Here is a 26,327-nt window from a genome sequence, read left to right as displayed (position 1 = left end):
GACTGCACGCAGCAGGGAAAAGACTGCCGCATACGCGGAGACCACATGATGCGGTTTGGTCGAGTGAGATACACAATGCGGTATGCGGGGGGTTGGGCAGAGGTGCATCAGGTCTCCACGATTTCCACGTTCGCCCGGGGCACCGTCACGAGCGCTCCGTTCGTCCTGCGGGCTTGCAGCACCCGGGCGAAGGCGCCCGTGGGAAGCCGCACGGGTTGTTCGGGCAGCGAGGCCACCGTGGCGAGTTCCCCGAACCAGGGCTCGCGGATCAGGCGGACCAGCGAACCGGCTTCAAGGCCGCGGCCGGCCTTACTCACCCGTTCCGAGGACGCCTCATCGGCGGACGCCTCGCCACCGGCGGACTTGATGATGATCTCGGGCCGAATCACGCCGGCCCGGATCTGCGTGGCGCCGCTCAGTGAAGCTTCGCGGTCCTGCAGGGAACGGAGCAATTCGAAGGTGCGTTCGGCCATGGGCAACCGTCCGAAGCCCTCGGTGACGATCATGGTCAGTCCGATTTCCTCCCCGCCGGTCACCGCGACGCCGATCTGGTATCCCAGGAGGTCGCCGATATCGTGGTACAGCATGCCGCCCACGACCACGCCGGACGCACCGACCTCTATCAACTTACGCAACGCGTCAAGGGTGATCATGGATCCGCAGCAGGCGATCCGGCCCCGCAGGCGTTCATCGATCATCTCAACGGTGACCTCGTCTTCGGGCGATTGGACGATCTGGCTTATCGGCGCGTGCGTTTCGCCCCCTACGCCGAAGATACCCTGAATGCAGGCGCCGGCCGTTTCCACCACGACGCCCTCACCGGGCAGTGTTTCGGTGACCGTGCCGTCGAGGTAGGCATTGATCCGCACCGGGGTCGACGGTTCCCGGATGAGCACCTGTCCGGTCACTTCCGAGACCATTTCGATGGTGCCGCTTTCGGGACACCGGACGCTGGACTTGAACAGACCGAAGATCCCCCTGGATTCGGCGATCAACTCGCCTTTCGCCACCGGTTCGTCCCGTTGCTTGAGCATGCAGCCCGGCACTTCCTCCGGCACGATGGCCAGGGCATTGGCCACATTGACGTTGTGCACCGGGCCGGGCAGGTAGGTTTCGGCGACCACCGTGTCGGGCCGTACCCGGTCGCCGACATCCACCAGCACCTGGCCGCTCAGGGGCAGCCGGCGCGTCCTGGCGACGACGGTCCGCGGCGATACGCGCAGGCCGGATGTATAGGCGTGGGCCATCAGCCGGACTCCGGATAGAGGTCGAGTGCGCGGTAATCCCTCTGCAGCGTTTCTACCCGTTCGGCCGCGTCCTCCGGCTGTTGAAGCGGCCTGCCTCGGGTGTCGATAATCACGCCCAGGGGGCCGTTCCGCACGGTACGGGAGACGGTCACACCCCGTCCGGCGCCGGCGTCGAACCCGCGGGCGGGCGCGACCTCCAGGGCGACCTCCTCCTCCCCGGCCGGAATCGCGGCCAGTTCGCCCACGGCCGCCTCGTGCGTCCATTCCACGTCGTCCGACCTCGCCCTGACGGTCGCGCATGGGGTGCCGGACGATCCGGTGCCCACGGGCGCCACGCACGGCCCAAGGTGAACGAGGCAATCCCGGTCGAATACCTCCAGCGCCGCGGTTTCATGCACGGTCGACAGCACGCCCAGGTGGGGCATCATGAAGATGCTGTCCACCGCCAGGTTCGTGATGCCCTCGGGCTGGAAGGCGTCCACCATCATCAGCGCGGCCTGCGACCGGCCCGGCGCGTGGGAGAGCACGCCCCCGCTGCCGATGATCAGGTCCAGGTTCATCAGGTCGACCAGGGTCCGGCCGCCCGTCTGCTGTTCGAAGGTGTCCGATATCGTTCGGAGCTGTTGCACGCCCTTCAACTCGACGGCGAAGTTCCTGTGCTGCTCGAAGGCCAGCCGCAGGGCCTCCCGGGCCACGGCCTGCTCGATGATCAGCTCCTCCATGGTCTGGGGAATGCTGGTGGGCCGAATCATCTTGTTGCCCATGCGGTCCTTCAGGTCGGCGTCGGTCATTTCAAAGGGCAGCCACCGCGCTATGGCCTCCAGTCCCGCCTCCGTCAACACGTTGGAAATGCTGTAGCTCATGCCGAGATTGGCGCTGACGGTCCGGTTGAACGCGCCGCCGAAGACCGAAAACACGTCGGTGGTCGCACCGCCGATATCAACGCCCAGCACGTCGATTCCGTTTCGTTCCGCGACGACCCGCACCATCCGTCCCACGGCGCCGGGCGTGGGCATGATCGGCACGTGGGTCCACGCCATAAGGTCGCCGTACCCGGGCGCCTGGGCCATCACGTGTTCCATGAACAGGGTGTGGATCTGTTCCCGGGCGGGGCCCAGGTTCTCCGCTTCGAGCACGGGCCGCAGGTTGTCCACCTGGCTGAGTTCCGTCCGTTCGGCCAGGATCCGGGCAATGTCTTCGCGGGCGTCAGCGTTCCCGGCGTAAATCACCGGCAGATCGTAGCCGCTGCCCAGCCGGGGTCTCGGGTCCGCCGCGGCGATCAGTTCGGCCATCTCGACCACGTGGGACTTCGTGCCGCCGTCCACGCCGCCGGACAGCAGGATCATGTCCGGACGGAGCTGACGTATGCGTTCGATGCGCTCGTGGGGCCGACGCCCGTCGTTGGACGCCAGGGTTTCCATGACGATGGCGCCCGCGCCCAGGGCCGCCCGTTCGGCACTCTCGGCGGTCATGCTCTTGACCACGCCGGCCACCATCATCTGGAGCCCGCCGCCCGCGCTGCTCGTCGAGACGTAGACGTCCACCCCACGGTTGCCTTCCGCCGGCGACACGATCCGTTCTCCGTCGAGGATCTCGCGGCCGGACTGCTCCTCCACCTCGCGCACCGCGTTGAGGACGCCCCGCGTGACGTCCTCGAAGGGCGCTTCCACGGTCGTCGGCGCCTCGCCGCGAACGACGAGACGGTAAGCGCCGTCACGCCGCTCGATGAGGATGGCCTTGGTGGTCGTGCTGCCGCAGTCCGTGGCCAGGATGACGTTGATTTCCGATGGTAGGGACATGAATTCAGTCTGCCGTATCATCCGCCCCGGAGGCGTGATGCTCTATGCGCTGGATCAGGAACTCCACGTTCTCCCGGCGCTCGATGGCCTCGGCGATCCGGTCGTAGTCCGACGCATCCACCACCATGTGAATGAAGGGACTCAGGAATGCCATGAACTGGCCGCCCAGAAACGAGAGGGGTTTCATGGATTCCAGGAAGAGGACCGCGGGCGCGGTCAGTTCGCGCGCGGATATGGCTTCGGCAATCCGGTCGAGCAGGGCCTGTTGTTCCGCCAGGGTATCTGATGAATCAGGCAAAGTACTGATCACCTCGCAGCGACCGACGCGAACGCCACGGACCGCCGGGTTGGCATGGCCGCCTCAGTTTACCACGAATTCCCGGCCCGCATGTTCAGCGATCCATTCGCGCAGTGGGATGTCTTCGGTCAGGGGCGAGGTATAGCCATGACCGCCCGATGGCCCGGCGCCCAGGAGCTGCCTGCGTATGGGGTCGCAGCGGTCCATGTAGTGATCCACCGTCATGTTGTCCCGGGGACGCAGCCAGCGGTAACTGTATCCGTAGAACAACACCTTGCGTGTGATATCGGAGTAGTTGATCCCCGAGGCGTGCCAGAGGCGTCGATCGAAAAACACGGCGTCGCCGGCCGCGGCACGGATCGGAACGGCGCCTTCGGGATCCAGCTCGGCGTTTTCGGGAAAGTCGATCGCCTCGCATTGGTGGCTGCCCGGAATGGCGTGGAAGTTGCCCCGGTCGGTCGCCGTGCAGTCGCTCAGGAAGAAGGCCACTTTCAGCGACACCCGCGGTCGGGGCGTGGTCTCCAGGTCGATATTGAGCCTGCCGCTGTCCTGGTGCCAGCCCAGACGCCGTTTTTTAGGCTTCTGATCCGAAGGCGACGGCGGCGAAACGATTAAGTGGGAATGATACAGCTGGATGTGCCACCCGAGAATGCCCCAGACCTTGGGGAAGGTCTTCGGCCAGTCGAGCAGTTCAAGCAGCAGATCGTCCTGTCCGATGATGTCGAAGTGGTTCTTGATACTGTTGGGACTGCCCCCCATGTTCGGGCGGCGTTCCGCGTCGATGCGGTCCGCGATCCGGCCCAGTGCTTCGACCATGTCACCCGGCAGGACGTTCTCCACGATGAAATAACCCTGTTCATCGAAGAGGCGCCGCTCTTCGTCCGTCAAACGGTAGGCAAGACAGGAAGGGTCCATGGCGGGGCTCCGGGTTCGAAACACCTGAACTTCGCGTAACGTGCTTGTATTTTCTTAATGATTCACCACCTGATGGTCAACCTCTTTGAAGACGGGGCCTTAGCGCAACAAGGCATCGGCCCGTCTTACGCTGTTGCGCCGGTCATGCTTCCCGAACCAGGAACTTCGCCCGGATCTCGGGACTTTCTTTGTACCCGATCCGAATTGCCCGGGCCCGCACCCGGTACTCGCCGACCTCGAGCCGCAGCGGTTCGGTGTACAACAGCCAGTGGGGGTCGTCCCCGGCCTGGAGCGTATAGGCGATGGAAGCGCCCTGCGTGGCGCAGTGAAGCTGCAGTAGCAGGGGTCCGTCATACGACCCACCCTCCAGGGCCGGTTCAATCCCGGGACTTTCAGGGCATACGGGTACGCAGACCACAGGGGCGGTCTTGGGCTGGCGGCCGTCCGGATACCAGTCCCGGACCATCTCGCTTTCAGAAATCCGGCCCAGGTCGCCCACTACCTCGAGCCAGGCGTCGAGCGCCCCGCGCATCCGCTCCAGGTCACCGAGAATCCGGGGATCGTCGGCCAGATTGTGTACTTCATGGGGATCGGCTTCGGTGTCGTAAAACTCCTCGACGGGCCGGGGGTACCGGAAAAGGGCCGACTGCGTTCCGTCGAGCCCGCCCTCTACGTGCAGCCGCCAGATCTCCTGCATGATCGGATGGCGGTTGCGGTAGGGTATCCAGGAAAGATACGGCAGATCGGGCCGATAGTTCCGGATGTACTTGTACCGTCCGTCGCGCACGGCCCTGACCATGTCGTAGGAGACGTCGTGGCGGTCCCTGCTTGCGTAGACATATTCACGTGGCGGTCGCGCCTGCTCCCCGAGAAAGGCGCGGCCCTGGATATGGTGCGGGATTCCGACGCCCGCCAGGGACAGCATCGTGGGACCGAGGTCGACTGTGCTGACGAGGTCTTCGCACACCTGCCCGCCTTCAAGGTCCGGTCCCCGCGCGATCAGCGGTACGTGGATTCCCGCGTCATATGGCCACCGTTTTCCGCGGGGCAGGGGTCCGTGGTCGCTCCAGTTGAAGACATACGTATTCCCGGCGAGTCCGTCTTCTTCCAGCTGCCCCAGAATGGTACCGAACTCCCGGTCGTTGTGGGCGATATGAGTGTACATGCGGGCCAGGGCCTCCCTGACCTTCGGCGTGTCGGGCAGGTGGGGCGGCGGCTCGATGGCTTCGGAATCGAACTCGGGCGAAGGGCACTTCTCCGGCCACATCCCGCTTTCGTGGCTGCGCATGAGGTTGAAGACGGCGAAGAACGGCTGTTCCGGATCGGGCCGGTTGCGCCAGTGGGCATCCTTTCCCTGGTCGTCCCAGGCCGTCAGCGGCGGATCGAACTGGTAGTCGGTCTTGAAGTTGTTCGTGCAGTAGTAGCCCGCCGCACGCAGGTATTCGGTGAAGCACTTGACGTAATGGGGCGGGACCGCGGAATATGGCGTGGGCATCTCCGGGGTATCGGCGTGTACGTGGGTGGTCCGCATGTGGTGCGTGCCGATGGAGGTGGCGTACATCCCGGTTATGATCGCAGAACGGGCAGGGGCGCAGACGCCCGACGTGGAGAAGCAGTGCGTCCACCGGCATCCCTCGGCCGCGATGCGGTCTACGTTCGGCGTGCGCGCTACCGGGTCGCCGTAGCAGCCGTAATAGGGGCCCGTATCCTCAAAGGAGATCCACAGGATGTTCGGTCTAGACCGGGAAGGCACGAGATGCACTCGTCTCACTGTATTCAGCAGAACAAAGTAACGAATGGTTGCGGGTTTCAGTGGTTCACGAACAGAGCATTCGGTTCATAAGGTAGATCACGACAATCACGAAAAGCCACCACCAGAATGTGCGCCAGACGTTCCAAAGAACACTCACCAGTCGTACAAAGTTGTTTTCGTATTGTTCGGCCATGGAAATCACCACTGTTCTTCGTCCCGATCACAATCCCGTAACCGTCTCCTCGGCGAGCTGGTCGACGACGGCTTTCAGATCACCGGTTTCATCATAGGTTCTGAGTTGCCGGTCCGCACTGCTGCCCCGTTCGAGCATGACCCGGATGTACTCGATCTCTTCACGGACACCGAGTGGATCCACAACGTCGTCCACGATATCCAGCAGTTCCTCGATGAGGAATCTCAGGGGCACCTCCTCTTCCTTGCCGAAGTCGACCAGGCTTCCGTCCAGCCCGTCCTTGATCGCACGCCACTTGTTCTCGGCCACCAGGTCGCGCCGGTAGTACCGCCATGACTGGTTCTCGCGGCGCAGCCGGATCAACTTGGTCGCCACCGCCCTGACCAGGGCCACGATGGCCACCACTTCGTCGATTTCGGTGATGCAGTCGCAGATCCGGATCTCCAGGGTGGGGAAACGGGGATGGGGACGTACGTCCCACCAGATTTTCGTGGGCTCGTCCATGCAGCCGGTCTTGATCATCGTCTGGATGAAATGGTCGTATTCGTCGGCCGAATTGAACCGTTCGGGGATGCCGGTCCGGGGCAACTCGGAGAACACGATGCTCCGGTAGGATTTGAGCCCCGTGTTGTCTCCCATCCAGAAGGGGGATGAAGAAGAAAGGGCCAGGACGTGGGGCATGAAATAGCTGATCTGGTTCATGGTGTCGATGCGCAGTTCCCGGTCGGGTATGCCGACGTGGATGTGCATGCCGAAGATGAGCAGGCGGCGGGCGACGTACTGCAGGTCGGCAACCAGGCTGCGGTACCGGTCTTTCTCGGTGATCTCCTGCTCCTGCCATCGGGAAAAGGGATGGGTGCCGGCCGCCACGATCCGGTGGCCGCTCTTTTCCGCGATTTCGGACACCATGCTCCGAAGCCGGGCGATCTCCCTTCGGATTTCCTTGATGTCCCTGCAGACCTCGGTACCCATTTCCACCTGGGACTGAAGAAATTCCGGCTTGACCTGGTCGCGGAAGACCCGCTTTCCCTTTTCGAGGAACTCGGAGATGTAGGAGGTCAGTTCCCGCGAATCGGGGTCGATGATCTGGTATTCTTCTTCGACGCCGAGGGTCATTTCCTCGAGGTTCATGGTGTAAACTGCTCCAGGTAACCGGGTCCGGACGATAGACCGCCGATTGTCCTGTTAACTGCAACAGGTAGACTGCTACGGGTCGACTGCTACGCTTTTTCTGACACGCTTTTGCAGTTACGCGCGCGACTTCCGCGATCCGAACCAGACGCCCGCGGCCCCAATCAGCGGGTTGAGCCAGTTGAACCATGCCGGATGGATGGCACCCGCGGTCGCCTCCATCATCGACAGGTCGTCGGGACGCGGTCCTGCCGGCATCTCCACCGGCGTCAGGGCCCTCACCACCCCGAGCACGATGACGAGGCCGATCAGGATTATCGCAGCCCTGGCATCGTGCCCCACCCTGACGCAGACCAGGCCGGCGATGTACGCGCCCACGAAACCGAGCACGAGCGAGCCGAGCGACCAGCCGGTGGGTACTTCCCACGAACCCGGCTGGAAGGCACCTGAGGGGCCTACCGCCACCCACAGCAGCGAGAAGAGTACGAAGAGCACGGCGGCCATGACAACGTAGCCGACGACGGCTGCGAGGATGTTCCTGAGCATCATGTTCCTCCCTGTAAATGCGCATTATGCCCGTTGACCCGGATGGTCGACGGAGCTATGCGATCGTCACGCCTGATCCTTCTCCTCCATAATCTGAATCAAGTTGCCGCATGTATCGTCGAAGGCGGCGATTATAACGGTCCCGGCATCCGTTGGCGGCTGTACGAATCGCACACCCTTTGCCTCGAGGCGCTCGTGTTCGGCTGCGACGTCGTCGACCGCGAAGGCTGTCCAGGGGATTCCGTCGTCCACAAGGGCCTTCTTGAACGGACGCACCGCGGGATGGACATCAGGCTCGAGCGCCAGTTCCGTCCCATCCGGATCTTCCCCGGATACCACGGTGATCCAGGCGTGTTCTCCCAGGGGTATGTTGTGCTTCACCTGGAAGCCAAGTATCTCCGTGTAGAAGCGAAGCGCCTTCTGCTGGTCATCTACCGCGACACTGGTCAGTGTGATTCTCATTGCTCAATGCCCTCCTCAAGTGCGTGTGAAGTGTGCGCCCGGGGACTAGCCGGGATTCGAAACCACGGGCTGTCCCGCCTCGATGGACGCGTGCACGGCGTCGATGACCCGCATGTTGCCCAGGCTGTTCTCCGGTGGAATCCGGTGCGGCCGGCCGGATTCGAGGCAGTCGCACAGGTGCCGCAGCTGTTCGGTGAATTGGTAAACAGGCGCGAACCGGATGGTTCTTTCTTCCCCGCCGCTCTTCCTGATTTCCAGCGCAACCGGGCGATCTTCATTGTTCCACGCCATGTCCATCCGCATATAGCCCCGGGTACCGTATACTTCGAACTCCTGGGATCCGTGGCACCGGAACGAAAAGACGCACTGCGCGCTGATCTCTCCCGGGAATTCGAGCTGCGCGGTGACGTCCTCTGGCACCTGCGATCGCTGTCCGAAATGGCCGCGGGCATGGACGACGTACGGTTCGCTGCCCGTGATGAACCGGGCGTGGTGTATGCAGTAGCAGCCCAGGTCGTAAGTGGCGCCTCCGCGCTTGGCCTTGTTGAAACGCCAGTTGTAGTCCGGCCTCAGGTTACCGGGATCGACCGCCGCGGTAAAGGTGCTGCGGATCAATTTGACCTGACCGATCTCACCGGCTTCGATCAGCTCATTTGCCCTGAGATGGCACGGGTGGTGGCGGAACTTGAAGGCCTCGGCGAGCAGGACGCCGTGATCCCGCGCGGTATCGATCATGGCTTCGCACTCGGCCGCCGTCGAACTGATGGGTTTTTCGCAGAGAATCGCCCTGACGCGGCCGGTCCGAGCCGCCCGGATAGTGAGATCCGCGTGCGAATCACCCCAGGTACAGACGGAGAGGATGTCGATTTCCTCTTCCTGCAACATGCCTTCCAGATCCGTATAACGCCGGGAGACCCCGAAGGTCTCGCCGAAACGGTCCACCGCCTCCTCCGAGACATCGCAGATCGCGGCGAGTTCCGTTTCGGGCGCTTCCCGGGCCGCCCTGCCGTGACAATGCGCGATGCCACCCACGCCGACGATGCCTACCCTGAGGGCCATGGGGATCTCCCTTTCATTCAGGCCGAACGTCTCAAATCCAATACCTTCGCCGCCGGTCCCACCAGGAACAGCGCGTACAGCGGCGCGTTCACGATTTCGTAAAGCCGCAGTACCATTTCCGCCAGCGCCACCAGAAAAGCCACCCCGATGCGGCCGTTGCGCGAGGAGACTGACGTGGCGGGGTCCGTGACCATGAAGAAGGCCATGAGCTGGTACATGGGCCCGGTGATGGGCGCGACTTCGGACAGGAACGGGGTTCCGGTGATCATGGACCGCACGTAAGCGAGCGCGACGAAGGACACGGCGTAGGTGAAGGTAACGTGAAACCGCTTCGCCCGCCAGAGGATGACGGAACCCAGCACCCAGATAACGGCCATGGCCCAGAGATCGTTGCCCCACTGCTCGCTCAGGGCCGCCACGGTCCCGGGCGCCGCGAAGAGCACCACGCAGATGCCCAGGTTGGAAGGATTCCACAGGTGCCGGCCCTTGAAGCGGAGGACGTATTTCGACAGGATGGAAAGCAGGCTGGCAATGGCGTACGGCCAGAGGGAAAGCGATCTCAGCAGAATCCCGCAGCTGATCCCGGTGATGTACGCGCTGGCGGGGTTGAGCCACTTCCCCGTCAGCAGGCGGCCCAGGATCAACTCCGCCGCCAGGGCCGCGGCGATCGCCGTGAACAGTTGCGACAGGTCGTGGAGGAATCCCACGTAAAGCTGGCCGAAGACAAGGATCAGGGTGATCAGGCCGGAGGAAAGGTACCGTGGGTCGATCTGCCATCCCACCCCCTCCGGCGGTCCCAGCGGCGGTCCATCCGGCGATCCCGTCGGCGGTCCCGCGGTGGATCCGGACTCCGCGGCGTCGGTTGCGCGCATCATCCCTCCGGTTCGGTCACGGTGTGCAGCCGGTTTATTTCGGGATGTTCCAGCGTCTGTACCGTCCCGCTCGGCCAGCGTATCTCGACGCGTTTGATCTCCGTGGCGGCACCCAGGCCGAAGTGCCGTCTCCGCTGGCTCTGGGCGGCGAAACTCGCGCCCGCTGTCACGACCTGGAGCTGTTGCCGGCCGTCCCGGAATACACGGACCTCCGCGCCGATGGCGCTCGCGTTGCCGCGGGTGCCCTTCAGCTCGAAGGAAATCCACGCGTTTTCACCGTCGACCTCGTTCCGGTACAGGACCAGGGGGCCGTCCTGGTTGGCCACCACCACGTCGAGCACGCCCCGGTTGAAGAGGTCGGCAAGGGCGACTCCCCTGCCGTCGTACCGGTCGTTTACGCCGACGGATTCCGCTACGTCGTAGAAGCGCCCGGTGCCGTCGTTCAGGTACAGCCTGGACCGCTCGTATCCCGAAAGGCTCTGATCGCCCATGGGCGCCCAGTTCCGCACATCCTGGAAGATGTTGTTGTTTCCCATGGCGACCCGCGACATCTCATACCAGTAGTCCTCCTCCGGATCGGCCGAGACGAAGCCGTTGGTGACGAACAAGTCCACGAATCCGTCGTTGTTCAGGTCCCCGAACTGCGCGCCCCAGGCCCAGCCCGCGTCGGCGATCTCACCCTCCGCGATGTTGAGCATCCGGCCGTTTTCCGCCATCAGGTTGCGGCGGAGATTGTTCCCCTGGAACAGGTAGCCGCGCTTCGAGATATTCGTCACGTAGACGTCCGCGCGGCCGTCATTGTACAGGTCGCCGAAGGCCACGTTCATGCCGCTCTTGGAGGTCTCCTCCAGCGTGGTCCCGGCGGGCTGCTCGAAACGCTTCCCTTCGATATTGAGGAAGAGCACCTCGGGACCGTAATCGTTGGCCAGGTACAGATCGGGCCAGCCGTCGCCGTTCAGGTCCGCCGCGCCGACGGACATGGTCCACCGCGTGCAGTCCGCCCCGTAGGCTTCCGTCACGTCCTCGAAGCGTCCGTTTCCCCGGTTCAGGAAGAGATAGTTGTGGCCTCCGTTGTTCGCGTATTCGAAACTCTCCTGCATGATGCGCGTGGTCGTAACCTGCCATAGGTCATATACTTCCGAGAAATACCCGCCCACGTAGAGATCGATCTGGCCGTCCCGGTCAACGTCCGTCCACACCGCGCTGTTGGCATTCATCCACCGGTCGAGCCCGGCCGCGCCGGTCGCGTCCTCGAAGGTACCATCGCCCAGGTTCCGGTACAGGCACTGGCGGCCCCACATGTAGATGAAGACGTCCTCGTACCCGTCGTTGTCGTAATCCCCCCACACCGACCCCATGGATACGCCGCCGTCCCCGTTCACATCGGCCAGGCCGGCCTCTCCGGCAACTTCCGCGAAGCTGCCGTCGCCCTGGTTCCGGTACAGGGCGTTCGGCGTACCCTTCCTGCTGCTGGTCGCGTAAAGATCCTGCCACCCGTCATTGTCGAAATCCACGACCGAGACGGATGCCCCGAGAGCCGAGATATGGGGCATGATCGGGTCGAGCTGCGGATCGAGCTGCGGTTTTGCATGGAAGAAGTCGATGCCGGCCGCCGCCGTCGCGTCGGTCAACAGGAACCCGTAACGTCCCGGATTTGCCGCGTCTGTCTCGCGCCCGTCTGCCATGCGTACGTCTGTCTCGCGCGACAGCCATCGGTCGAGGAAGAAGGGAGCTAAGATCAATATGATGAAAAGCGCAGTAGCCGATGTCCGTATCGTACTGGAGGAGGCTGGTGACATGGCCTGAGGGACAAGATATTCAGCGGGTGGACAGATGGAAATGTCACGGGTTTTTCTGATTGTGTCGAATGCGATTTCAAGGTAGAAGCCCGGCGCGGGGCTGTCAAGATGCATTGACACGCGTGTCGGGAAGCGGTATAAACTCACCGACGGTCGCATCCGCAGGTCGTTTGAAGTTCCGCCAGCGAATCATACCCTACTGGAGTGATCAATGAAGACTTTCCATATGCGCGCTATCCTGGCGCTTTTTCTGACAGTCTGCCTGGGCGCCGTTCCGGCGCATATACACGGCCAGACCTCCCTGTTGGACAGGATCCAGGAACGGGGAGAGATCCGGGTCGGGACGACCGGCGACTACAAGCCATTCACCTATCTGAATCCGGAGACCGGTACCTACGAGGGCATGGACATCGACGCGGCGCATCTGCTCGGCGAAGCGCTGGGCGTCGGCGTCCGGTTCGTGCCCACGACCTGGAGCAACCTCTCCTACGACACCCTGAACGACCGGTTCGACCTGGCCATGGGCGGCATTACCCGGACGCTGAAGCGGCAGAAAGACCTGGCCCTCACCGATCCGTATGTAACCATCGGCAAGTCGCCGCTAATCCGGAAGGCCGACCGCGAGCGTTACAGGAGCCTTCAGGACATCGACCGGGCCGGCGTCCGGATCGGCGCCAACTACGGCGGGACCAACGAAGCCTACGTCCGTGCCAACATCGTGCAGGCCACGATCGTCATGTTCGAGAACAATCTGGACGTACAGCCGGCCGTGGCGGCGGGCGACGTGGACGTCATGTTCACGGACAACGTGGAAGCGGTGATCTACGCCAGGCAGAATTCCCTGCTATACGCCCTCGACCCGGACAGGCCACTGACCCGTGAGGACCTCGGCTACATGACCGTCCGCGGCGACCAGCCCTTCATCAACTTCCTGAACCTCTGGCTGTACCAGATGCGGCAGAAGGGTACGCTGGATGCGCTGAGGAGCAAGTGGATCGGGGACTATTGATATAGGATTTTTAATATAATTGTATTGCGATTTCGTCTTTCCCGCCCTATCTTAGATGCGGCCTTAATCACATCCTAAATCCTGAACAAGGAGCGAGTCTTTGGCCGGTGCCCCGGACTATAGCGACGATGTGTTTTTTGATGAAGTCGACCTGGACGCCCACAGCGCCAAGACCGTAGAATCCGAGGCCATCGAATTCTTCCCCACCGATTACCGCATCGGCCGGACCAAGTACATCTTCGTCACCGGCGGCGTCATGTCCGGCGTGGGCAAGGGCGTCTTCAGCGCTTCCCTCGGACACCTGCTCAAGCATTACGGATTCACGGTCTCCCAGATTAAGATCGACGGCTACCTGAACCAGGACGCCGGCACCATCAACCCCTACCGCCACGGTGAAGTGTTCGTGCTCGAGGACGGCACCGAATGCGACATGGACCTGGGTACCTACGAGCGCTTCCTCGACGATAACCTGAACCGGAACAACTACATCACGTCGGGCCGGGTATACCGCATCATCCTCGACAAGGAACGGAGGGGCGAGTATCTCGGCCGTGACGTGCAGGTCGTTCCCCACGTGACCGGCGAGATCAAGAACCTGATCCGGACAAAGGCCCACGAGGGCCCCTACGACATCCTGGTCGTCGAGATCGGCGGCACGGTCGGGGATATCGAGAACATCCATTTCATCGAAGCCGCCCGCGAGATGCTCTACGACGAGGGTCGGGACAACGTCATGTCGGTCCACGTCACGCAGGTGCCCTACAACGCGTCCGCCGGGGAATTGAAGACCAAGCCCACGCAGCACAGTGTCAAGGCGCTGCTTCAACTGGGCATCCAGCCCGATATCGTGGTGTGCCGCTCGGCCATACCCCTGAACAAGAGCGTCCGCCAGAAGATCAGCCTCTTCTGCAACATCGCCGAGGACCGCGTGGTCAGCAGTCCGGACACGGATTCCATCTACCGGGTGCCGGCCCTGCTCGACCGCCAGGAGACGGTGCAGATCGTCGCCGACAAGCTCAACGTCAACCTCCCGCAGCGTACCGACCAGCGTCCCGAGATGTTCGACATCTACCTGAAGTACCTGTCCGGCAGCCATCCCGAAGTACGCATCGCCATCACCGGCAAGTACACGGCGCTCCACGATTCCTACGTGAGCATTCTCAACGCCCTGGACCACAGCAAGGTCGCCGTGGGCGCGGAGATCGCCACCGAGTGGATAGACACGACGGATTTCTCGAGTGATCAGCCGCTGGACGAGGGCATGCTGGACGGTATTTCAGGGATCATCGTGCCCGGCGGCTTCGGCGAGCGGGGCGCCGAGGGCAAGATCCGGTTCATACAGTACGCCAGGGAGAACGGGTTGCCGTTCCTGGGCCTGTGCTACGGCTTCCAGCTGGCCGTGGTGGAGTTCGCGCGCAACGAGTGCGGCATGCTGGAAGCCGCCCACGCGGAATTCGACGCGGAAACGGAAACGCCGGTCATCTACCTGTTGCCCGACCAGCGGAAGCTCACCGGCATGGGGGCCACGATGCGGCTCGGAGGACACGAAGTGAAAGTGAAAGCCGGCACGGAAGCACACCGCTGCTACGGATCGGAAGCGGCCGTCGAACGGTTTCGCCACCGGTATGAGTTCAACAACCAGTACAGGGAACTCATCGAGCACAAGGGCATGGTGTTCTCCGGCATGACGCCCGACGAGGAGATCATGCAGATACTGGAAATCCCCACGCACCCCTTCTTCGTAGGCACCCAGTTCCACCCCGAGTTGACAAGCCGTCCTTACAGACCCCACCCCTTGTTCAGAGGCCTGGTCCAGGCAGCATTGACGTACGCGGAATCAGCGGAAGACCGGCAGGTGGCCATGGAGGCCGGTCAAGCGGAATAGCAGGAAGGTGGACGTGCGTCCGGTCTGGTGTGGCAGGTACCCGGAATCAGGCTCAGTTGGCCTGTTTCGTCAGCCTGGATTTGATGCGGGCGGCGGTCCGCCGGTGCATCACGCCGCGCTTGACGGCTTTGTCCAGCTTGGAATAGGCCTGTCCAAGGAGTCCTGGCGCCGCTTCGGCGTCAGCATTCTCGCGCAGGCGCTTGATGGCGGTTCGGAGGGCGGACTTGACCGTGGCGTTACGCCGTTGACGGACGCTTTCCTGGCGCAAACGCTTCTTGGATGAAACGAGGGTCGGCAACTGTTACTCCCTTTAAAATGCTGAATCGTCAAAACACCGCACGGCGTTTCGGCCGATGCGGCCTGTCGTGAAGCGACCTGTCTTCAGGCTCGCAGGGTCCGGTATGGAACCAGCATCAATTTACCTGGCGAGCCGCCGGAAGTCAAGGTTAAATTGACTTATGGCGTGGGCGTTGCCCGGCCCGCATGCGACGGGTGGCCCGCAGGCGGCCAGGCATGCCTGTGACACCCCGAATCCACGTAATGGATCACCCTTCTCATGGCTGTCGAACCGACGGAAATCGAAAAGAAGCTCAAGTCCCTCCCCGGCAAACCGGGCGTGTACCTGATGAAAGACGCCCGGTCGCGCATCATCTACGTGGGCAAGACCCGCGCGCTGCGGCAGCGGATCCGCTCGTATTTCCAGAAGACCCGTCTCACGGCGCCCAAGTCCGTCGCTCTGGCCAGCCGGATTCGTGACTTCGACTACGTAGCCACCGAATCGGAGGTCGACGCGCTGCTCCTGGAAGACCATCTCATCAAGGAGCACAAGCCGAAGTACAACGTGATGCTTCGCGACGACAAGTCCTTTCCCTTCATCATGGTGACCAACGAGGCTTTTCCTCGGGTCGTCGTTACGCGCAACGTCCGGCAGGACGGGGCCCGGTACTTCGGCCCCTACACCAACGTGAAGGCCATGCGAAGGACGATCGACCTGGTCCGGAAAGTCTTCCCGTTGCGCACCTGTCCCAGCGCGAAGGCGTGGCCATCCATGGACCGGCCCTGCCTCGACTACTACATCGACCGCTGTCCCGGACCGTGCAAGGGGCACATCGGCGAGGAGGGCTACGGCGAAATCATCGAGCAGGTGTGCCAGTTTCTCTCGGGCAGGACGAAGGACCTGCTGAATCGCCTGAAGGAACGCATGGCGAGGGCGTCGGAGCAACTGCAGTTCGAACTGGCGGGACGCATTCGCGACCAGATCGTCGCCATCGAGAAGACGACGATCCGTCAGCGGGCTTTTTCGAACAGGGAAGTGGACCGGGACATCATCGGGCTCGCAAGGAACGGAACCGACGTGTGCGGAGCGGTCCTGCAGGTCCGGGAGGGCAAGCTGCTGGGCAAGGAGCACTTCTTCCTGACGGCGCCGGAGGAGTCGACGGAACCGGAGACGCTGGGCGCCTTCCTGACCCAGTACTACCTCGCCGCGCAACTCTGGCCCGACGAGATCCTGCTGACCGGCGAACCGGACGGCATGGAGACGTTCCGGGAATGGATGGCCCGGCAGCGTGGATCCAAAGTCGAAGTCGTCGTGCCCCGCCGGGGCGACAAGGCCGCCATGGTCCGGCTTGCCACGCAGAACGCCGAACTGCAGTTGAACACCCACGCACTGAAACGGGCCGAAACCAGGGTCCGCCGCAGCATGCCCGCCTCGGTGGGATCCCTGCAGGAAGTCCTCGGTCTCGAGGCGCCGCCGAGACGCGTCGAGACCTTCGACATCTCCAATATCCAGGGTTCGGACCCGGTAGCCTCCTTGGTCTGCTTCGTGGACGGCCGTCCCCGCAAGTCGGACTACCGGAAGTTCAAGGTAAGGGACGTGATCGGTCCCAATGATTTCGCCATGATGCAGGAAGTAGTCGGCCGGCGGTACCGGCGGCTGATCGACGAGAACAAGCCCCTGCCGGACCTCGTGCTCATCGACGGCGGAAAGGGACAGCTATCCAGCGTACGGCAAGTCCTGAACGAACTGGGCCTGGTCGACCTGCCCGTCATCGGCCTGGCTAAGCGCCTGGAGGAGGTCTTCCGTCCGGGCCAGTCCGAACCGATCCTCGTACCCCGGTCCTCCCCGGCCCTGAAAATGCTCATGCAGGCCCGGGACGAAGCCCATCGTTTCGCCGTGACCTTTCACCGGCAGCAGCGGGGAAGGCGCATGATCCGGTCGGAACTGGACAACATACCCGGGGTGGGACCGAAACGGAAACAGCAGTTGATCCTGGCGCTCGGTTCCGTGGAGAACATCCGGAAGTGCTCCGAGGAGGAACTGAGGACGGTCCAGGGCGTGGGCAAAGACGCGGCGCGCAAGGTGTACCGGTATTTCCATCCCGAAGCATCCTGAACGGTCCGCGCCGGGCAGGTGGGAGCGGCCCGAGGCGGCGCGGAATCAGATTGCGCGGGTGCGCCGAATCAGATTGCGCCGGAGGAGGAAGCGCCTTAGTATGTCTGTAACCGTTCCCGGGTTTAAGTTTGAATAATCCCGGCGCGATTTTGAATACTTCAATGGGTTCGGATGGGCGGGATGGCAGCCGGATCGCAGCCCGTTCGCATTGATACAACGTCAGATTCCTTACGTCTTCGCATCGGGTTCCGGAGGATACATACGTGGGCAAGGTTCTCAGGTCATACGAGTTGCTGGAAGAACGGATGAAGGACATCTACTTCGATTTCTACCGGGAGACCTACCGGGAAGGCACGGCGCTCGACAACAAGACCAAGGAACTGATCGCCATAGCCGCGTCGCTGAGCGCCGGATGCCAGAACTGCCTGGAAGGACATCTCAAGAAGGCCATGAAGTACGGCGCCGAAGGTGCGGAGATCCGGGAAGCCGTGGCCATCGCCGTGGGCGTAGCGGCCGCCACGATCGTGGACCGCAGCGACCTGGCGAATTTCGAAATGAATTTCAACGAACTGCTCAAGAAAGCGGCCGGGGCCGAGAAGGCAGACAGCAAGGCCTGATATTCGAATTCCCGGAACCGGGTCGGATTCGACGATCAGGTTGCTCGGTCTACGGCCAGCCGGGAGTTCAAGATAACCAGGCACGGTCGGAGAGATAAAAATCAGCTGAAGGGGAGGTAAGTGTGAAAAGAATATATACAACGTTTTTATGTGCAATGTTTGCCGGGGCCTTCGTCCTGTCCAACGTACAGGCGCAGACCGCGGACCAGGGCGAGCAACCCCTGACCGACGACGAGCAGAAGATCGTTGTCTATATCATGAAGCAGGTCTCCGAATCCAAGGCCGGCAAGCCGAATTTCGGTCCGGAAACGGCCATGGCCGTATACAATGAGCTCGGGATCCAGGTCACCCCGAACATGGTTCCCCGCGTCCGGGCGGCCGTCGTGGCCGAGTTGAAGGCCATCGAGGCCCGGCTCATGCTGAAGGAAGGCAGCGCCGCGCCCGATTTCAACCTGCCGGTCCTGGGCGGCGGCGAGGCCAGTCTATCCGCCTTGAAAGGAAAGGTGGTCGTGGTGAACTTCTGGGCCACCTGGTGTCCGCCCTGCCTCGTGGAGATGCCGGTCCTGAACGGACTCTACGAAACATACGGGAAACAGGGTGTCGAGGTACTCGGACTTTCCCTCGACGAAGAGGGGCTTCCCATCACGAAACCTTTCGTCGAAAAGCTGAACGTATCCTATCCCATCGTGGAAGCGGACCGGAAGACCTACCAGGCGTACGGCAACGTGCTTACCATACCCCACACCTTCGTGATCGATCGCGAAGGCACCGTGTCGAAGCGTTTCGTCAACAACCAGACGAAAGACGCATTCGAGGCCGCGATCAAGGCCGCGCTGGCGAAGAAGTAAGCGATCCAGTGTCCGGGGGCCGACGGGCCAGCGTCCCCGGGCCGCCAGGCCAGGCGCCGGGGCTGACTACGGGACCGCCTACCGATCTCGGTCCGCCCTGTAGGTTTCAATCGCATCCATGTTCAGCGAGACGCCCAGCCCGGGCCGGTCGGTTACACGAATCCGACCGCCTTCGATCCTCTCCGGCGGTTCGATAAGCTCGTGTCTCCACGGCACCTCTCCCCAGGCGTATTCCAGGACCCGAAACCTCGGATGGGCGGCCATGGCCTGCACGCCCGCCGCGATGGTCAACGGCCCGAAGGGACCGTGCGGCGCGGTGGGAATCCCCCGGCCCTCCGCCATGGCGGCGACCTTCTTCAGTTCCCAAAGCCCACCCACGATCGTTACGTCCGGCATGATGACGTCCATCAGCCCCTGGTCCAGTACGGGCCAGAACCCCTCCCGGTACATCAGGCTCTCGCCTCCGGCCAGCGGCACGTCAATGTGATCTTTGATGGTCCGGTATCCCTCGTGGTCCTCGTCGGGCACGGGTTCCTCGTACCAGTACAGGTCCAGGTCCTTGAGCGCGTCGAAGACCTCGCATCCTCCCCGGGCGGTGAAGTGGCTGTGGCAGTCGATCAGCAGGGACACGTCCGGACCGATCGCGGCGCGCACCGCTTCCATGCAGGCGATGCCTGCCCGGGCATCCGAAGCCCGGTCGATACCGGCAGGCATCCCGTCGAAGGGCGCGAGCTTCACGGCGTCGAATCCGTCCGCGACCGCGGCGGCCGCGTTCCGGGCGAATCCCGCGGGCGTCCGGTCGGTGGTAGCCCGGTTGATGTTGGCGTAGAGGGGGATCTCATTGCGGCAGCGGCCTCCGATGAGGTCGGCCACCGGCACGCCCAGGACCTTCCCCTTGATGTCCCACAGGGCCTGGTCGAGGGCGCTCATCGCCATCACTTTCGACCGGTCGACGGGCGAAGGGAGGAGTTCGGCCAGGATGCGTTCGATGTCGCCGGGATCGCGTCCGGCCAGCACGGGTTCGGCCTGCCGCAGGAAGTCCACGCTCCCGGATCTTGCGCCGCCGGGATTCACCTCGCCGTAACCGGTGATCTCCTCGTCGGTGTGCACCGCCAGGAACGTCCAGTCTCCCCGGTGATTCACGTGAACGGCGTGGGTCTTCAGGGCGGTAATTTTCATGATCTAACGCTACATTCCGTCATTGATTGCGGCAACGCATTTGTTTATATATCGCCTTGGTCGGGGCGTTTGGCAATGCCTTGGCCGGGGCGGTGGCACCTGGTAGCCCGTGGCTCCGGCAGCGTATCTACGAAACACGAGAACATTTCCGGACAAGGGTCCGGCAACGGTCAAGGGATCGAATCGACGAAGGGAGTGGCATGAGTGCGCAACGTGTAGCAGTCATTACGGGAGCGGGTCGCGGCATGGGTGCGGCCATCGCGAGGAACCTGGCCGGCCAGGGGTGGGCCGTCTCGCTGCTGTCCCCTTCCGGTGCGGCGGAATCGCTCGCCGGTGAACTGGGCGGGATCGGCGTGACCGGTTCCGTCACGGACGAAGCCGACCTTCGGAAACTGGTCGATCTGACCATGGACGCCCACAGCCGCATCGACGGTGTCGTCAACAGCACGGGGCATCCGCCCAAGGGCGATCTCCTGGACATTCCGGACGAAGACTGGCACGAGGGACTGGACATCGTGTTCCTCAACGTGGTGCGCATGGCGCGCCTCGTCACCCCGATCATGGTGGGCCAGGGCGGTGGTTCCATCGTGAACATCTCGACCTACGCCGCTTTCGAACCGGAGCATTACTTCCCCGTGTCGACCGCTTTTCGGGCGGCCCTGGCGAGTTATACGAAGATCTACGCCGACAACCACGCCGGGGACAATATCCGAATGAACAACATCCTGCCGGGGTTCATCAACAGCCTCCCGGAATCGGAGGCCTTCCGGTCGCGCATACCCATGGGACGCTACGGCACCGTGGAAGAGATCGCGGAAACGGCCGCTTTCCTGCTGTCGCCCGGCTCCGGCTATATCACCGGGCAAAACCTGCGCGTCGACGGCGGCATCACCCGGTCGGTCTGAGGGGAGACTATGGAACAGGCCGACCTGGCGTTCTTTCGTCAGAACGGATTCATCAACCTCGGCAAGGTCCTCGTGGACGATGAGGTGGATCGTTTTCTGAATCTCTTCGACGAGGACCGCCGCAAGTACCCCTATTTCTGGCATCCCTACGGCCACCATCAGGAGGCGAATTACGACGCCCTTATCACCACGCCGGCCTTCGACGGACTGATCCGCCATCCCGCCATCTACGGCACCATCGAGGAACTGATGGGCGGTCCGCTGTGTTTCGGAGAAATCGGGCTGCGATCCATGGGACCGTACAAGGGCGAGTTCCACCAGCGCTGGCACCGCGACAAGGTCCACTGGCTCGACCATCCCCTTCGCATGGACTACATCCAGCTCATGGTCTATTTCACCGACGTGGATGAGGATTCCCACTGCTTCTCCATCTCGCCCGAAGGGGTCGATCAGCCTGTTTTGAAGGAGAGCAGCACGCAACTGGAACGGGGCGTCTACGACCTTCACGGACCCGCGGGCACCTGCGCCCTGTTCAACGTATCGGTGCTCCACACAGCCACGACGCGTCCCACGCGGGCCGTGCGGAAGACCGCGCAGATCTACTACGGCCACCGAGACCGGGACCCGCTGGCCAATGATTCGGGGATTCCCGCCACCCTCTGGCGGGACAGCGACGACCCGGAAACCCGGGCCTTCTACGGCGTCCTGAACGAACGCACAAAACTCTACTTGGCGGCTTTTGGGGGGTAGGCGGGAACGCGCCCTGGTTTCTTACCTGAATCGAGTCGCGTTTCTTACCGTTTTGGACTGTATTCCGAAAAAGTAGGATATGTTCGGAGGTTGCTCCAAAATGGTTAAGTTTTCCGGTCTTTCCTAAATTCAGGGTGATTCGTTCTACGCTTACTTCAGAACCACAAAAACCGATGCTACGCCGGTCCCTTCAGACGTACTCCAGTTTCCCTGACGACTTTATGCGCCGATAGTAGCAACCGGTCCGGTACTGTCCGTCGCTGTCCTTCGTGTGACAGGCTCCGCCGCCGCGGGGTGTCACGAGATAGACCACGGAATTCTGTTCGCAATTCACGCGGATTTCATCGATACCGAGGGCGTTTCCCGACGTGGCGCCCTTCACCCACAGTTCGTTCCGCGAAGTGCTCCAGAACGTGGCGATCCCGGTCTTCATGGATTCGTCCAGGGCCAGGCGGTTGATGTAGGCCAGAATCAACACTTCCTTCGTAGACGAATCCTGCACGACCACCGGTAAGACATCCTCTTTGATGCCTGCGATTCGCCCGAGCTTCGAGAAATCCAGAGATTCCTTCGAACCCTCTTCCAGGTGGTCGGATCCTGATAAACTCGCCATGATTTCTCCAAGTGTCTACAATGTATCTAAAATAGTGCGATCGTTAGAAGGCGGTGCAGGGATTGGTGGCCAGATCAAATGCGCCAGTGATCTTCTACAGCAGATGGTCGTCCGCCGCGTGGCGCGCGCCTACGCCCTTCTGCATGCGCAATAGCTGCTTCTGGCGGGGCGAAAGCCCTTCGAACCACTCGTCCCGGAAACCGTCGTGGGGATCGAGCTGGAAGAGGAGCATGGACTTGCGGTAGTGCCCGAAGAGCGCGTGCCGGTTGCGGTCGGTGGTGTTCGCGCCGCCTCCGTGCCAGCACTGTCCGTTGAAGATCAGCACGCTGCCCGCGGAAGCCACGGGCTGGTAGACGTGCCGCACCTCCATGCCCTTGGGTGGACCCACCCATCCGCTCTTGTGTGAACCGGGGACGATCCGCGTGCCGCCGATCGCCGCGTCGAAATCGTCCAGCATCCAGATGGTGTTCATCATCACGGGGGAAACCGGGTTCAGCATGTGCTGCGGGATGTCGCTGTGAAAGTCCTGGTAGCCGTCGCCCGGCCGCACGATGCGGGAACTCAGGCTGCCCAGTACCACGGTCTTGTCCAGCACACTTTCCAGGATCGGAAGGACGACGGGGTGGTCGATGACCTGGAGAAACACCGGATCCAGGGTGGGCAGGTTCCGCACCAGCAGCGATGTGCCCCCTCGGTTCTCGTAATCGGCCTCGCCGTGCGCCGCGGCTACGTGGGTCAACGCCTCGCGAAGCGTGCGCACCTGGGACACCGACAGCACATCGGGCAACAGGGTGAAGCCGAAGGTGTCGATTTCGGCGAGGGCCTGCTCGAAAGCATCCATCAATCGCTTCCGATGGTTCGCTTGAGATAGGACTTCAGCCGCTCCCAGGCGTCCAGCGCGGGTTCCTCGTTCTTCGGATCGCGCTCCACGTATAGCCAGAACCCGTGGTTGACGTCGTCGTAGATGTGCACGTCGTTCTCCACGCCGGCCTGGCGGAGCGCGGCGACGAAGCTTTCCACCTGTTCGGGCGAGGGGCCGCGGTCGAGTCCGGCGAAGGTGCCGTAGATCTCGTGGTGTATGGCGCTGAGCCGTTCGGGATCATCAAGCAGGCGCCCGTAGAAGATAGCGGTGGCGTCATGGTTCTCGCCGCCCAGGGCGTAACTCAGCGCGACCCCGCCGCCGTAGCACCAGCCCATGGCGCCGATCTTGCCGTTCACGTCCGGCCGCGATCTCAGGTAGGCCGCCGCCGCGTCCAGGTTGCGGATGATCTTGTCCATGTCGTCCAGCGTTTCCCGCACAAGCGCCATGTTCTCGTCGCGGTTGCTCCCCGTTCGGCCCGAATACAGATCGGCCGCCAGGGCGACGTAGCCCTCCGCGGCCAGCGCGTCGGCCACCTGCCTGACGCGGTCCACCAGGCCGTTCCATTCGTGGATCAGGATGACGGCGCCCCGGGGACCCGGCCCTTCCGGTTCGGCGAGATAGCCCCTGGTCGCCTGGTCTTCATCGAAATAGGCCAGGTCGCCGCCGCGGGGCGCGCCGGCCTCGCCGAGAATGGCGTCGGGGATCTCGCCTTCGGACGTCGGCGCATACGGTATCTGCTGTCCGTGGATCGCCAGTGCCGCAAAGGCAAGGATGACGAGCGCAGTGTACGCAACGGGCATTGAAAATCGCCTACTGGATGTTATACCTGCCATGATGTTTACCCCTATTTCAAACCGGGAGGCCCTGCTCCGAAGATACGGATCGAGAGCCCCGTGGGCATTTACTGTTTTCCATGAGCGACGGGTTTCAATATACTTATCAAAACGTAGCGAATCAATCGTGAAATCCTTTGTGATGTACTTCGTGAAGACCACCTTTCTTATCGCATGATGGCCCGCGGGAGAACCCATGAAAAACAAGCTGAAGGAGAAACTGCGCAACGGCGAAGTGACCTACGGCGTATCCGTCGGCACCCCCAGTAACGACATCGTGGAACTGGTGTCGAACCTGGCCTTCGACTGGATCTGGTTCGATGGCGAACACGGCCCGTTGAATGCCGAGATCCTTCATCCCATGATCCAGGCGACCCGGGGCCGGGACGTCACCCCGCTCGTCCGCGTGCCGTGGAACGACATGGTGCATATCAAGAAGGCGCTGGACATCGGGGCGGAAGGCCTGATTATTCCCTGGGTCAACAACCGCGAGCAGGCGGAGTACGCCGTCCGCGCAGCCAAGTATCCGCCCATGGGCATCCGCGGCATGGGCGCCCGCTTCCTGAATACCGCAGGCCTGGATCTGGCCGAATATCTCCGCACCGCCAACGAAGAAACCTTCATCATGGTCCAAATCGAGACCGTCGAAGCCGTGGAGCACCTTGACGACATACTCACCACGCCCGGCGTCGACGCTTTCCTGGTCGGGCCGAACGACCTCGCGGCGTCCCATGGCTACGTGGGTCAGCCGACGCACCCGGAGATGGAGAAGGTCGTCAAGGGGATCATGGACCGCGGGAAGGAACTCGGCGTGCCCGGCGGATACGCGTTCATCTCGATGGAGGCCAACCGGAAGCGGATTGCGGAGGGCTTCCAGTGGATCACCCTCGGAAGCGATATGGGGTTCCTGGCCCAGGCGGCCCGCGCGTCACTCGCCGAGGTCGGCAGGTAGCCCTTCGGATCGGACCGACGGCGAGGATCGGTCCGCCGGCGTGTCGGATCAGCCCCCGTTCCGGTCTTTCGAAAGCCGCCGTCGCAGGGCCATGGCGTGGGCTGACAGGCCTTCGGCCTCCGCAAGCCGGATCGCGGCCGGTCCCAACCGTTTCTCGGCCCGTTCGTTAACCGCGAACAGGCTGGTGATCTTCAGGAAATCGCGGACGCTCAAGGGAGAATGGAACCGGGCGCTGCCCCCGGTGGGCATGACGTGGCTGGGACCGGTGACATAGTCGCCCAGGGCTTCGGAGGAATGTTCGCCTACGAAGATCCCCCCTGCGTGCCGAACCCGGTCCACCAGCGGCCAGGGGTCCGCCACCAGCAGGCACAGGTGCTCCGGTGCGTAGGCATTGGCCAGTTCGACCGCCGCTGCAAGGCCCGATACAAGCACGATCCCTCCGTTCCGTGCCAAGGAGGAACGGATGGTGTCCGCCCTGTCCAGCTCGGCCAGTTGCTCCTCCACGGCCTGTTGCACCGCCAGGGCCAGCGTGGACGACGGCGTAATCAATATGGCGCTCGCCATCGCATCGTGCTCGGCCTGCGCCAGCAGGTCGGCCGCCGCGAGGTCCGGACGGGCCGTCTCGTCGGCGATGAGCAGGGTCTCAGTGGGGCCGGCGAGCTGGTCGATATCCACGATCCCGTATACCTGGCGCTTGGCCAGGGTCACGAAGACGTTCCCCGGACCCACGATCTTGTCGACGCGTGGAACCGTCCCGGTGCCATGGGCCATCGCCGCGATCGCCTGGGCGCCGCCGATGCGGTAGACCGTGTCCGCGCCCGCCACGGAAGCGGCGGCCAGCACAGCGGACGTTACCGCGCCGTCCCTCCCGGGCGGCGTGGCTACGACGACCTCCCGGACGCCGGCGACCCGTGCAGGGATCACGGCCATCAGCAACGAGGAAGGATAGACGGCCCCTCCGCCGGGTGCGTAGACGCCCACCCGGTCCAGCGGCCGGACGATCTGGCCGGTTCCGCCCTCTTCGTCCCAGTGCGTCCAGGACCCGGCCGGTTGCCGCGCGTGAAAAGTCCGTATGCGGCCGGCCGCGGTCTCCAGGGCATCGCGCAACCCGGAAGGCAGCGATGCCGCCGCGTCGTCGATCTCGCATTGCGGGACCTCAAAGAATTCCGGTACGCTTCCGTCCAGCAGCCGGGCGTATCTCCTGATCGCATCATCCCCGTTATCTCTGACGTCGTCGATGATGCGGGCTACGGCCTGTTCCGCCGTCAGGGGCTCGCCGAAAAGTTCGCTGTTCCGCGCTTCGATTTCCGGCGCGTGCATAGCCTCGTTCAGCGGACGACGCCGCAGGATGCTCGACCCGGCCTCTTCGGCGGACAATATCCGGATGTTCATCTTCCCCTCACTGGTC

The 26,327-nt window shown here is 62.9% G+C and carries 25 protein-coding genes; 8 read left to right on the top strand and 17 right to left on the bottom strand.

Going from position 1 to position 26,327, the window contains the following annotated elements; all coding sequences use genetic code 11:
• Positions 1 to 107: 107 nt before the first annotated feature.
• The 11 genes from F4Y38_10945 to F4Y38_10895 all read right to left on the bottom strand — a co-directional run bounded on the left by F4Y38_10945 (position 108) and on the right by F4Y38_10895 (position 12,233).
• Entirely contained in the window at positions 108 to 1,247 is a 1,140-nt protein-coding gene (locus F4Y38_10945) for a hypothetical protein (protein ID MXY49793.1), read from the bottom strand.
• Entirely contained in the window at positions 1,247 to 3,046 is a 1,800-nt protein-coding gene (locus F4Y38_10940) for a methylaspartate mutase (GenBank protein MXY49792.1), read from the bottom strand. The genes F4Y38_10945 and F4Y38_10940 overlap by 1 nt, the downstream gene beginning before the upstream one ends.
• 4 nt (positions 3,047 to 3,050) lie before the next feature.
• The gene (locus F4Y38_10935; GenBank protein ID MXY49791.1) at positions 3,051 to 3,344 is read right to left on the bottom strand and encodes a hypothetical protein; all 294 of its coding nucleotides are present in this window, start codon (positions 3,342 to 3,344) and stop codon (positions 3,051 to 3,053) included.
• Between the two features lie 63 nt (positions 3,345 to 3,407).
• The gene (locus F4Y38_10930; protein ID MXY49790.1) at positions 3,408 to 4,259 is read right to left on the bottom strand and encodes a phytanoyl-CoA dioxygenase family protein; all 852 of its coding nucleotides are present in this window, start codon (positions 4,257 to 4,259) and stop codon (positions 3,408 to 3,410) included.
• A 142-nt stretch (positions 4,260 to 4,401) separates the two neighbouring features.
• Positions 4,402 to 6,012, bottom strand: coding sequence for a sulfatase-like hydrolase/transferase (locus F4Y38_10925; protein ID MXY49789.1), 1,611 nt, complete (start codon positions 6,010 to 6,012; stop codon positions 4,402 to 4,404).
• A 220-nt stretch (positions 6,013 to 6,232) separates the two neighbouring features.
• Positions 6,233 to 7,336: a carboxylate-amine ligase gene (locus F4Y38_10920; protein MXY49788.1), complete on the bottom strand. Its 1,104-nt coding sequence runs from the start codon at positions 7,334 to 7,336 to the stop codon at positions 6,233 to 6,235.
• Between the two features lie 117 nt (positions 7,337 to 7,453).
• The gene (locus F4Y38_10915) at positions 7,454 to 7,885 is read right to left on the bottom strand and encodes a hypothetical protein (protein ID MXY49787.1); all 432 of its coding nucleotides are present in this window, start codon (positions 7,883 to 7,885) and stop codon (positions 7,454 to 7,456) included.
• A 63-nt stretch (positions 7,886 to 7,948) separates the two neighbouring features.
• Complete coding sequence (locus F4Y38_10910) at positions 7,949 to 8,344, bottom strand: VOC family protein (GenBank protein ID MXY49786.1); 396 nt, start codon at positions 8,342 to 8,344, stop codon at positions 7,949 to 7,951.
• A 45-nt stretch (positions 8,345 to 8,389) separates the two neighbouring features.
• Positions 8,390 to 9,079 (bottom strand): Gfo/Idh/MocA family oxidoreductase, encoded by a 690-nt coding sequence (locus tag F4Y38_10905; GenBank protein MXY49785.1) that lies wholly within the window; start codon positions 9,077 to 9,079, stop codon positions 8,390 to 8,392.
• Positions 9,080 to 9,420: 341 nt separating this feature from the next.
• Positions 9,421 to 10,275 carry a hypothetical protein gene (locus F4Y38_10900; protein MXY49784.1) on the bottom strand — a complete coding sequence of 285 codons (855 nt, stop codon included), beginning with the start codon at positions 10,273 to 10,275 and terminating at the stop codon, positions 9,421 to 9,423.
• Positions 10,275 to 12,233 carry a CRTAC1 family protein gene (locus F4Y38_10895; GenBank protein ID MXY49783.1) on the bottom strand — a complete coding sequence of 653 codons (1,959 nt, stop codon included), beginning with the start codon at positions 12,231 to 12,233 and terminating at the stop codon, positions 10,275 to 10,277. Before F4Y38_10895 ends, F4Y38_10900 begins: the two co-directional genes overlap by 1 nt.
• A 52-nt stretch (positions 12,234 to 12,285) precedes the next feature.
• Between F4Y38_10895 and F4Y38_10890 the strand changes: the two genes are divergently transcribed.
• Positions 12,286 to 13,083: a transporter substrate-binding domain-containing protein gene (locus F4Y38_10890; GenBank protein ID MXY49782.1), complete on the top strand. Its 798-nt coding sequence runs from the start codon at positions 12,286 to 12,288 to the stop codon at positions 13,081 to 13,083.
• A gap of 256 nt (positions 13,084 to 13,339) precedes the next feature.
• A complete protein-coding gene (locus F4Y38_10885) occupies positions 13,340 to 14,968 on the top strand; it encodes a CTP synthase (protein MXY49781.1) in 1,629 nt (542 codons plus the stop codon).
• A 52-nt stretch (positions 14,969 to 15,020) separates the two neighbouring features.
• On the opposite strand, the gene rpsT is transcribed toward F4Y38_10885, so the two are convergent.
• Positions 15,021 to 15,266, bottom strand: a complete 246-nt coding sequence (gene rpsT / locus F4Y38_10880) for a 30S ribosomal protein S20 (GenBank protein MXY49780.1) — start codon at positions 15,264 to 15,266, stop codon at positions 15,021 to 15,023.
• A gap of 258 nt (positions 15,267 to 15,524) precedes the next feature.
• Here rpsT and uvrC point away from each other — a divergent pair, with 258 nt between their 5' ends.
• From uvrC to F4Y38_10865, 3 genes are all read left to right on the top strand, one after another.
• Complete coding sequence (uvrC, locus tag F4Y38_10875) at positions 15,525 to 17,360, top strand: excinuclease ABC subunit UvrC (GenBank protein MXY49779.1); 1,836 nt, start codon at positions 15,525 to 15,527, stop codon at positions 17,358 to 17,360.
• 263 nt (positions 17,361 to 17,623) lie between these two features.
• Entirely contained in the window at positions 17,624 to 17,977 is a 354-nt protein-coding gene (locus tag F4Y38_10870) for a carboxymuconolactone decarboxylase family protein (GenBank protein MXY49778.1), read from the top strand.
• A gap of 122 nt (positions 17,978 to 18,099) precedes the next feature.
• The gene (locus tag F4Y38_10865; GenBank protein MXY49777.1) at positions 18,100 to 18,825 is read left to right on the top strand and encodes a TlpA family protein disulfide reductase; all 726 of its coding nucleotides are present in this window, start codon (positions 18,100 to 18,102) and stop codon (positions 18,823 to 18,825) included.
• A 78-nt stretch (positions 18,826 to 18,903) separates the two neighbouring features.
• Here F4Y38_10865 and F4Y38_10860 read toward each other — a convergent pair whose 3' ends face one another.
• On the bottom strand, positions 18,904 to 20,004 hold the full coding sequence (locus F4Y38_10860; protein MXY49776.1) for a mandelate racemase/muconate lactonizing enzyme family protein: 1,101 nt from the start codon (positions 20,002 to 20,004) through the stop codon (positions 18,904 to 18,906).
• A gap of 200 nt (positions 20,005 to 20,204) precedes the next feature.
• Between F4Y38_10860 and F4Y38_10855 the strand changes: the two genes are divergently transcribed.
• The gene (locus F4Y38_10855; protein ID MXY49775.1) at positions 20,205 to 20,909 is read left to right on the top strand and encodes an SDR family oxidoreductase; all 705 of its coding nucleotides are present in this window, start codon (positions 20,205 to 20,207) and stop codon (positions 20,907 to 20,909) included.
• A 9-nt stretch (positions 20,910 to 20,918) separates the two neighbouring features.
• Entirely contained in the window at positions 20,919 to 21,659 is a 741-nt protein-coding gene (locus F4Y38_10850) for a phytanoyl-CoA dioxygenase family protein (protein MXY49774.1), read from the top strand.
• 190 nt (positions 21,660 to 21,849) lie between these two features.
• Here the strand turns inward: F4Y38_10850 and F4Y38_10845 are convergent, their stop codons facing one another.
• The 3 genes from F4Y38_10845 to F4Y38_10835 form a co-directional block, all read right to left on the bottom strand.
• Complete coding sequence (locus tag F4Y38_10845; GenBank protein MXY49773.1) at positions 21,850 to 22,272, bottom strand: phosphoribosyl-AMP cyclohydrolase; 423 nt, start codon at positions 22,270 to 22,272, stop codon at positions 21,850 to 21,852.
• Between the two features lie 94 nt (positions 22,273 to 22,366).
• A complete protein-coding gene (locus F4Y38_10840) occupies positions 22,367 to 23,113 on the bottom strand; it encodes a phytanoyl-CoA dioxygenase family protein (protein MXY49772.1) in 747 nt (248 codons plus the stop codon).
• Positions 23,113 to 24,165 (bottom strand): dienelactone hydrolase family protein, encoded by a 1,053-nt coding sequence (locus F4Y38_10835; GenBank protein ID MXY49771.1) that lies wholly within the window; start codon positions 24,163 to 24,165, stop codon positions 23,113 to 23,115. The genes F4Y38_10840 and F4Y38_10835 overlap by 1 nt, the downstream gene beginning before the upstream one ends.
• On the opposite strand from F4Y38_10835, the gene F4Y38_10830 reads away from it, so the two are divergent.
• Positions 24,164 to 24,919 carry a hypothetical protein gene (locus tag F4Y38_10830; GenBank protein ID MXY49770.1) on the top strand — a complete coding sequence of 252 codons (756 nt, stop codon included), beginning with the start codon at positions 24,164 to 24,166 and terminating at the stop codon, positions 24,917 to 24,919. The two genes, F4Y38_10835 and F4Y38_10830, sit on opposite strands and share 2 nt — an antisense overlap.
• Positions 24,920 to 24,967: 48 nt before the next feature.
• Here the strand turns inward: F4Y38_10830 and hisD are convergent, their stop codons facing one another.
• Positions 24,968 to 26,305, bottom strand: a complete 1,338-nt coding sequence (gene hisD, locus F4Y38_10825; protein MXY49769.1) for a histidinol dehydrogenase — start codon at positions 26,303 to 26,305, stop codon at positions 24,968 to 24,970.
• Between the last annotated feature and the right edge of the window lie 22 nt (positions 26,306 to 26,327).

This window comes from Gemmatimonadota bacterium (genome assembly GCA_009838645.1).
Lineage (GTDB): Bacteria > JAAXHH01 > JAAXHH01 > JAAXHH01 > JAAXHH01 > JAAXHH01.
Note: the sequence above shows the minus strand (reverse complement) of the source record. Positions and strands in the feature narration are given on the sequence as shown.